We start from the raw sequence: 7,653 nt of genomic DNA, 5'->3' as shown, positions 1-7,653 counted from the left end.
GCCAGTCCGGTTACGGCGAAGACGGTTTAACTAAAAAATTAAGGCGTGAAAGCCAGAAGCGGAAAGGGGTTAAGAAGTGACAGAGATTATGGTGAGAAACCGAGGCGAGTTAGTTGGTAAGGTGATTAACGACCCTATCTTTCACGACTGGCCATCAGCCGGTTTTAAAATAACAGTCGAGCCTATCGATGAACAGCGAACACTAACGCAAAACAATTGTATTTGGCAGTGGGGATCAGATCAGGCCATTATCTGCAACGATTCAGGGCTAGAGCGTAATACTTATTACGAAAGTCTAGCGGCTGGAGTTGAAGCGCCCTGGACTAAAAGCACCATCATTGATGACGTTTGGCGTGTAGCACAAAAGGCGTATTTAGAGACGACATCAACGCGAGATATGAAAACCAAAGACCCTTCGGTTGTTTACGATGTGGTGAATAGAAAATTAACCTCGTTGTCGATTCCCGTTGCGCCTTGGCCAACTCGTTTTAATCAATGAGAGCGGCTAGGGTCAAAAAATGCAAAGTATGCAAGGCTGACTTTAAGCCATATCAGACAATGCAAAAAGTATGCTCGCCTAGTTGCGCTGCAAAATTTGCATCTAACGAAACACGAAAGCAATACAAGCGAGAAGCCCTTGAATATCGCAAACGTACTGAAACCAAAAAATCTCAGCTTAGCAAAGCCCAGGCAGCCGTTAATGGCTACATCCGCACAAGAGACAAGGGAAAACCCTGTATCTCATGCGAGGGATTTAAAGTTAAGTCCAGCTTACACGGCTCAATCCTTCATGCCGGTCATTGGCACGGTCGAGGTGCATATCCATCACTGCGATTCGTGCTGTGGAATATCCACCTTCAATGCGCCCACTGTAACGAACACCTTGGAGGGCACGTTATTGGCTATGAGGCTGGGCTTGCTAAAAAGTTCGGACGCGAGTGGGTTGAAAAACGAAAACAGCAAGGCAGGGAGTGGAAACCCAACCACTACAGCAAAAAAGATTTAGAGCGAATCGCTACGTTATTCAGAGCGAAAGATCGATTGTATAAACGATTATTTAGAGGTGACTGATGTACAAAGGCCTAGAGTTTAAACGCGAGTGTAAAATTGATGGGGCATCTAACGAGTGTCATTTAGCGATTAATATATGGGATGGTGTTTGTCGTTATTACGATACTCAGTGTCTGATTAATTCAGTGAAAGACGGGCGGCACTCCAACGGCTCAAAGCACTGGCGCGGCGATGCGTTCGATGGTGATACGCATGATACTGACCCGCAGACTGGCACTCGATATTGCAAATTTGGCGAGCCAGTCGAGAATGTTATCAGTGAGTTTAAGCGCAGGCTTCCCAAGGGCTTTGATGTCGTTTACGAAAATACGAACGGCAATGAGCATTTGCACTGTGAGTACGATCCGAAATCGGGCGAGATTTAGAATTATTTCTGTACGTTGATTAACTAAATTGGATTAGGAGTAGGTTATGAGTGAAACCGTTTTCCGCATACAGGACGCCGATGGCAGGGGTCCATTTAAGCCGGGGTTTTCTAGTCAGTGGGTAGAGATTAGAGCCGACCACCAAAACCTTAAATCTTGGCTTGATGAATTCGGCCCTATTCAAAATGAACTTTTAGTTGGTGAGTATGCTGCCTGCGGATGCAAAACAATAGCTCAGCTTAAGAGATGGTTTACCAAAGCTGAATACAAGCGGTTAAGGAGGCTAGGTTATAACGCAATGAGAATCGAGGTTGGCAGAATATTGGCGGAGAGCGAAATACAGTGCGTCTTTGGTTCTGCCCACCCTTTAAATAAAAACACAAAAATAGTTAGGCTTTATTAGCTGTACTAATTTAGCTTTAACCCATAAGGAGCGCGAGTGAAACAGCCAGAGCTTTACAGAGTAATCCGCATTGGGGGTGGTATTAAAATCGTGGGCAATATGGTTGCTCGGGGTACTGAAACCCGCAACCATCAGACCTCAAAAGAGCCGTACAGTCATCTTGAGACAAGGGCTATGTCAGAAGAGGCAAAGCTACTCATTGCAGCGAGAGAGGGTGACGTTGACGCTGAGCTTAGGTTAATCGCAAGGATCGTAAAGCATGTCGAAGATAAGCGGCAGGTTGAGCATTGGAAGATGGGGGCGGTAAAGCAAGCAAATTGGAGCGAGATAAAGCTAGAAATCGCTAACATCGTTTTGTATTACTATCTTCACTCAGAAAGGCTATCTCAAGCAGAGGCGGCTAGGCGGCTTAATTGCAAGCAAGAGAATTATAAAAAAACGTGGTCTGAAAAGCTGGCTGACATTGAGAATCGAACAGTAAAGGCATGGAGCAGCCAAAAGTAAACTGCTGAATATTCATACAGCACTGTATGGGTTGACAGGTATAAGGAAATAGTGCAATATTTGCTATAAGGGCGTTATTGCCCACTCATACCTGCTTCTTGCGGGTATTTTTTTGCTCCAATCTCCCCTCGACCCGCTCCGGCGGGTTTTTTATTGCCTACGACTTGAGGTTTTCAATGGAAGCACTAGAAAGCTTTTTCACTAATCTACCCGCATGGCTGATCGCAGCAACCGCGCTAGTCACTTCGGTTAGCGCAATCACGGCTATGACACCCACAACCTCGGATGACAAAGTAATCAGCGCCATTTTGAAGGTTTTAAACATTCTTTCGCTGAATGTCGGCAAGAACAAGAACGCTGACGACCAATGAGACTATTTCTACTCGCCAGTTTGTTTGTGATTGCTGGCTGCTCATCAGTGCCGGTTTTAAGCCTATTAACTCCAATTGACCCCTGTAAACAGCACTTTGAGCAACCAGTTAATCTCAATGCCTGTCGCGTTGAGCAAGGCTTAACAGCCGCTTACAAGAAGATTGAGGCCGAGGCACAGATTGCCACGCTAGACGAGCTAATCGCGCTAGAAGAGCGCAAAAAAAGGCTAGATAAGCTCAAACAAGACCAGCGCGAAGCCTTATCCATCATATCAACCAATCCTGCCGACGCTGAATCTCAATTAGCGCTCATTATTAAAGCTCTGGAGAAAATCAGTGAGCAATGAACTCATCATCAAAGGCGCTGAACTTGCTTTAAAAGCGATTGAGTATGCCGTGGCTAACAAACAATCAGAGAGCGAACTGCTACAAGAACTGAACCTAGAAAAATACGACGGGTTAACTGAAGATCAAAAGCTAAGAATCGTCTTTGTCGTTACTGATGGCGCGGCATCCGATGCACAAGCAGCAATCAACCAGAGGCTTGAAGATTTAGCACCAAGCGCGCCAGATTAATGCTTACTGACGCACAACTACTTAGCTCCATTGGCGCTGCGTTAATCGCGACAATTGGCATTCTCTGGAAGCTTCACTTATCAGCATCAAAGAAAACAGAAAGCAGGCTAGAAAAAGTCGAACAGCATCATGCGGAGTGCATGGCTGAGACTAAAAAGCTTATCGGCATCAATGGCGAACTTATTGGAGGTCGCAAGGCGGTAGAAAGTTTGCATGAAGACGTTTTAGAAATGGTTAGGAAATCATCGGATGACATCAGAAAAAATAGCGATTCTAGGTAGTTTATGGCTAACGATCCCAACAATTTTACTGGCAGTGAGAGTGGTTTGGGAGTGGTGGCCTAATGTCAGTTCAAGACTGGTAAAGCTATTTAAAGGTGATTCATCGCCATCAGATCGAGGCTGGTTTGTTTTTGGTGTTTTTCTCGGCTTTTTGTCGATGGCTTTAGATAACACTTATTGGCAGTACGCATGGACTACGGTTTTCATTCACTCGCCTTTAGCTGATAGCGCTATAGGTAACGGGGTTTATTTCAACATCCCATTTAGGCAATGTCTTGGCTTGCTATCCGCTTATTGCCATCTTAGAGCAGTTGCAGGGGTAAAAGAGATCGCTGTTTCTAAAGTGAATCAGTTTACAGCCTATTCATTTTTGGCCGGAGCAGCTTACGGCGCGACTGCTTTAATTTTAAGGCTCAATGGCTGATTGGGTAGAAGGCAAAGGCTACAATCAAAAAAGCTGGGAAGGGGCATTAAACAATGAGGCCAGAAAATTACGGACGCAAAACATACTCGAAGGCATGGCTAAAGAGATTGACACTATTCGCGCTAACCATCGCTATGGCGCAGTTCACGCAGGCGCAAGAAATACTGAAAGACTGCGATGCCGAGACACTAACGTGCGATGTGACAGTGTTGCTCAGTTGGGAGCATGTCACAACGAAGACCGATGGCACAGCATTTGACTATACGACTGAACTGCGAGCGTATCAGATTGAAGTCGCGACAGAGCTTAATCCGTTCGGCGATGATTGTTCTAACGGTTGCATCGAGACAACATCAGACACAACAACCGCATCGCTTCCATGGGTAGTGACTGAAGCCGATGTAGCAGATAACGGTGAAACACTGGCGGGGTTCCGTGTTCGAGCCGAGGCTAACTACGGTAAGACAGGAGACTGGCTGACAGAAACAAGACGGCTCGTGTTCCCGGCTGAGTTCATCAACGCATTAAAAGCCGCGCCCTCGGCGGTGCTTAATTTTACGATCACGGTTCAGTAATGGGTCAACTGTCCTTTCCGGTTGCTACGCTGCTTAAGTCTCAGCAAAGCTCACTTGATATAAGCGATAACGCAACGGAGGTTCGCGTAGTAATCAACGCGCAATCGACTTATGACGCAGCGGATAGATTAAAAAACAACCCTGATGTAACGCTATCAATTCCCGATTCCTACGAAAAATATGCTGCGGGGCGTGAGCGTAGAGACTGCATCTTCCGAATTGATTTAATTCCTATCGCTGCAACAACTGAGTACGTTAGTTCAGATGATGAGGATAACGTAGGTCGGGCGGTTGCTGACGGTAGCGATATCAGTGAATACTGGAAGTCAATGATTACACTTAAGTACAGTTTTGTAAGTAATAACCGACTAGCTAAAGTGACGGTTACGGCATGAACATACTGTCAGATAACACCATTGCTTATGACGTGATTGTTGCTTTAGAAAAGCGCGTAGTTGATTTAGGTGGCTGGCTTTCAGATGAGCTATCAGTAGTATGTAGAGAGGGTGAGCTTTCGTTAAGCGCCCCGAATGATGCCAAGAGTATGATGATTCCTATTGAAGCCTGCGCTCCGGCTAATAGCTGGAAAGAGGATTCTGAGTTCCTACAGCTCTATACAGCGTTAGGCAAGCAGATAGACCATCCCGATTTTATATTCAGCAGAGCATGGAGCGGATATTTCGTCCCATTTTTAGCCTTCGGAAATCACAACTCAACGAGAAAAATGCCCTGCAATGACGCCAAGTTTATCTGGGCATACGGCGGAGAGTACGATTACAGCATTTCAGCCAAGTGCTTCGACAGGATGATGAGCATCAGATGAGTATTCAAAGCTACTGGAAAAATAAACCAAGCATGAACTCAGCATCGGTGCGATGCAGGGTGGGTCGAAACACCCATTCTTGGTTAAACCAAACTAACGGCGCTAACTACTCAGCGACCGATACAGCGTTAAGTAAAACGGTAAACGGGGTAATTGGCTTCGAGTGCCCCACAGCGCCCAACTCAGGAGACCGGATTCAAGAGTTCACAATTGGAGACATAAATAACGATCCTATCGATATCGTAAATGGCTTCGGCGATGCTGTTAGAGAGTTTTCGATAGCTGGGTTAGACGCTGGCGAAAGTCACATAGCTACGATAGATGCGTCAGATTTTGGTGCTAATGTTGAGTACACGATACAAGTAGAGCTTAAAGCATTACCTAGCGGAACCGTAAAAAGCGCGGCGGGTAGTTGCCATTCAACTGTTTGGAGCAGTGAGACATGGGGGGCGGAGAACACAGCAATTGCGTTAGCTAGACACGTTCAGAGTCTCGGCTGTGACTACTTCGGATGGATTGACGATTTAGTTTACCAAGCATTTGGTGGAGTCAGTGAGAGCTTTGGAGCATTACCCTACTATGCGCCTAAAAGCACAAATGAATCAGTACCGCTAGATAGGCAGACCACTGGGACTATTCTCGAAGGGTCGAATAAGCGTTTTCGTGATGCTACGGTGAATTCATTAGCCAGTGATGCTGAGAACTTGCATGTTGCAGCGGCTTTTAGAAACATGGCAAGGCATCCTGCTTTTTCGCATATTGCACGCTTAATGCCTATCTACGCAATGATTGGCGATCACGATGCAATGATGGGTAACGACTTTGATTTTAGGTTGCTTAGTCGTTTTAACAACCTAACAGATTTAGTAACCGCGTGGAAAAACTGTACGCGAATATGGGATGTTTATTTTGGCAGGTTCAACAACCCAGACACTTATGCAGCGTCCCCTGCAACTCCTGATTACCCATCTGAACTTGGCAGTGATCCAGTAGCAGACTACGGGGCAGAGGCTCACGATTTTACTCCTTCCTATTTTAAAATTGATACAGACCACTACACTGAATTCGTACCTAACTTCTTAGCGCATAGAGATCCTATTGATGGTGGTGACACTGCGACACTGCTCGGTACTACGCAGAAAACAGAGCTGAAAAGTGAAGTAGACACGGCGGCAGCTTCAAAGAAGTACATTATTATTCGATCCGCTAAACAGTTTTATGCTGGCGTTACTAATAACCCAGATGGATATGCTTCGGTAGGGAAAAACGAGCGGGATGAATTAGTTGCCCATTTTAAAACCAAGAGTGTTTCTTTTGCGCTTCAGTGCGGGGATTCACACACGCACTTTCACAGCAAAGACGCTAATATATTTGAAATGAACATTGCTCCGTTTGGTAGGACAGCAACAGGGAACATGACTACCAGCGAGCGAGAAGCGTTACTTGACGGGACGGAGGCCACTGTAGCTGCATACTCAGGCGATCTTGTTAGTATCGAAGATGACGGTATCTATAGCGAACAAGGATCAGCCCATCTTAATGCTAACAACGGGTTTGGCTTCATTGAAGCCACTGATCGACGCCTGATCATGGCTGATATTGATCGAAACGGTAGTCTTATTGGCGGAGTGTCCATACTTCATCCGTTTACGGCTACCATCGGCAAAAGCAAACCGCTATTGCTGGACAAACCGGAGGTAAACATGGGCATACACGAATTATATTTTACAGCAGCAGTAGCCGGAAATTATATTGGTGGAGGCATTACACCAGAAGGCTACACAGGGGACTTACGAAAACTCTTTTTAGAGAAAAACAGTAGCGACCGATTTGCAGCGGCGATCATAGGCATTGCAGATAAATCGGGTAAGCAAGGTGGCTTTAGCTTAATACTGCAACAAAATGCAACAGAAGGTGGTCACTTAATAACAGCGACCGGTTTTGGTTCGCAGAACTTCCCACCTATGAGCGTGACTATATCGGAAGAAGATGGCTCAAATCCAGTGGTTTACAACGATCCGCAAAACGTTATCTACCAAGCTTTTATAGCGGGTAACGGTGCAACAGGCGATGATGTGGATCTGATCACATTGCGTTATCGTTTTACTGGAACGCTAACGGATACTTACGGTTTCGTTGCTGGTGAGCGATACAAAGCGGTTTTTGACATTGCTAGTAGCGGATCTGGTGGCGGTGGTAGTACAGGAATAACAGGTCTTATTGGAACTGGATCGTTAATTGACACAGGAAAATTAATACA

Annotated in this window: 14 protein-coding genes; 13 read left to right on the top strand and 1 reads right to left on the bottom strand. The window is 45.7% G+C overall.

All coding sequences use genetic code 11. The features are described 5' to 3' along the window. Positions 1-76 precede the first annotated feature (76 nt). From Q0688_RS04210 to Q0688_RS04190, 5 genes are read left to right on the top strand one after another with little or no spacing between them, the layout of a single operon-like run. Positions 77-499, top strand: coding sequence for a hypothetical protein (locus Q0688_RS04210; protein ID WP_299073475.1), 423 nt, complete (start codon positions 77-79; stop codon positions 497-499). Then, a complete protein-coding gene (locus Q0688_RS04205) occupies positions 496-1,071 on the top strand; it encodes a recombination protein NinG (RefSeq protein ID WP_299073472.1) in 576 nt (191 codons plus the stop codon). Before Q0688_RS04210 ends, Q0688_RS04205 begins: the two co-directional genes overlap by 4 nt. Then, positions 1,071-1,436 (top strand): hypothetical protein, encoded by a 366-nt coding sequence (locus Q0688_RS04200; protein WP_299073470.1) that lies wholly within the window; start codon positions 1,071-1,073, stop codon positions 1,434-1,436. Before Q0688_RS04205 ends, Q0688_RS04200 begins: the two co-directional genes overlap by 1 nt. A gap of 46 nt (positions 1,437-1,482) precedes the next feature. Then, on the top strand, positions 1,483-1,839 hold the full coding sequence (locus Q0688_RS04195; RefSeq protein ID WP_299073468.1) for a hypothetical protein: 357 nt from the start codon (positions 1,483-1,485) through the stop codon (positions 1,837-1,839). A gap of 36 nt (positions 1,840-1,875) precedes the next feature. Then, the gene (locus tag Q0688_RS04190; RefSeq protein WP_299073465.1) at positions 1,876-2,343 is read left to right on the top strand and encodes a hypothetical protein; all 468 of its coding nucleotides are present in this window, start codon (positions 1,876-1,878) and stop codon (positions 2,341-2,343) included. 157 nt (positions 2,344-2,500) lie between these two features. Here Q0688_RS04190 and Q0688_RS04185 read toward each other — a convergent pair whose 3' ends face one another. Further along, positions 2,501-2,668 (bottom strand): hypothetical protein, encoded by a 168-nt coding sequence (locus Q0688_RS04185; protein WP_299073464.1) that lies wholly within the window; start codon positions 2,666-2,668, stop codon positions 2,501-2,503. A 42-nt stretch (positions 2,669-2,710) separates the two neighbouring features. Here Q0688_RS04185 and Q0688_RS04180 point away from each other — a divergent pair, with 42 nt between their 5' ends. The 8 genes from Q0688_RS04180 to Q0688_RS04145 all read left to right on the top strand — a co-directional run. Further along, entirely contained in the window at positions 2,711-3,061 is a 351-nt protein-coding gene (locus Q0688_RS04180) for a hypothetical protein (protein WP_299073462.1), read from the top strand. Further along, entirely contained in the window at positions 3,051-3,290 is a 240-nt protein-coding gene (locus tag Q0688_RS04175) for a hypothetical protein (protein WP_299073460.1), read from the top strand. The genes Q0688_RS04180 and Q0688_RS04175 overlap by 11 nt, the downstream gene beginning before the upstream one ends. Further along, complete coding sequence (locus Q0688_RS04170) at positions 3,290-3,571, top strand: hypothetical protein (protein ID WP_299073458.1); 282 nt, start codon at positions 3,290-3,292, stop codon at positions 3,569-3,571. Before Q0688_RS04175 ends, Q0688_RS04170 begins: the two co-directional genes overlap by 1 nt. Next, complete coding sequence (locus Q0688_RS04165; RefSeq protein WP_299073456.1) at positions 3,540-3,995, top strand: hypothetical protein; 456 nt, start codon at positions 3,540-3,542, stop codon at positions 3,993-3,995. The genes Q0688_RS04170 and Q0688_RS04165 overlap by 32 nt, the downstream gene beginning before the upstream one ends. Positions 3,996-4,048: 53 nt before the next feature. Then, entirely contained in the window at positions 4,049-4,570 is a 522-nt protein-coding gene (locus tag Q0688_RS04160; protein ID WP_299073455.1) for a hypothetical protein, read from the top strand. Next, on the top strand, positions 4,570-4,965 hold the full coding sequence (locus Q0688_RS04155; RefSeq protein WP_299073454.1) for a hypothetical protein: 396 nt from the start codon (positions 4,570-4,572) through the stop codon (positions 4,963-4,965). The genes Q0688_RS04160 and Q0688_RS04155 overlap by 1 nt, the downstream gene beginning before the upstream one ends. Further along, on the top strand, positions 4,962-5,393 hold the full coding sequence (locus tag Q0688_RS04150) for a hypothetical protein (protein WP_299073452.1): 432 nt from the start codon (positions 4,962-4,964) through the stop codon (positions 5,391-5,393). Before Q0688_RS04155 ends, Q0688_RS04150 begins: the two co-directional genes overlap by 4 nt. Further along, positions 5,390-7,653, top strand: a 2,264-nt coding sequence (locus Q0688_RS04145; protein WP_299073450.1) for a hypothetical protein, incomplete at its 3' end; no start/stop codon positions are given. The genes Q0688_RS04150 and Q0688_RS04145, both read left to right, overlap by 4 nt.

The organism is uncultured Paraglaciecola sp. (genome assembly GCF_937123705.1).
Classification (GTDB): domain Bacteria; phylum Pseudomonadota; class Gammaproteobacteria; order Enterobacterales; family Alteromonadaceae; genus Paraglaciecola.
This window is presented reverse-complemented; position numbering and strand designations above follow the sequence as displayed.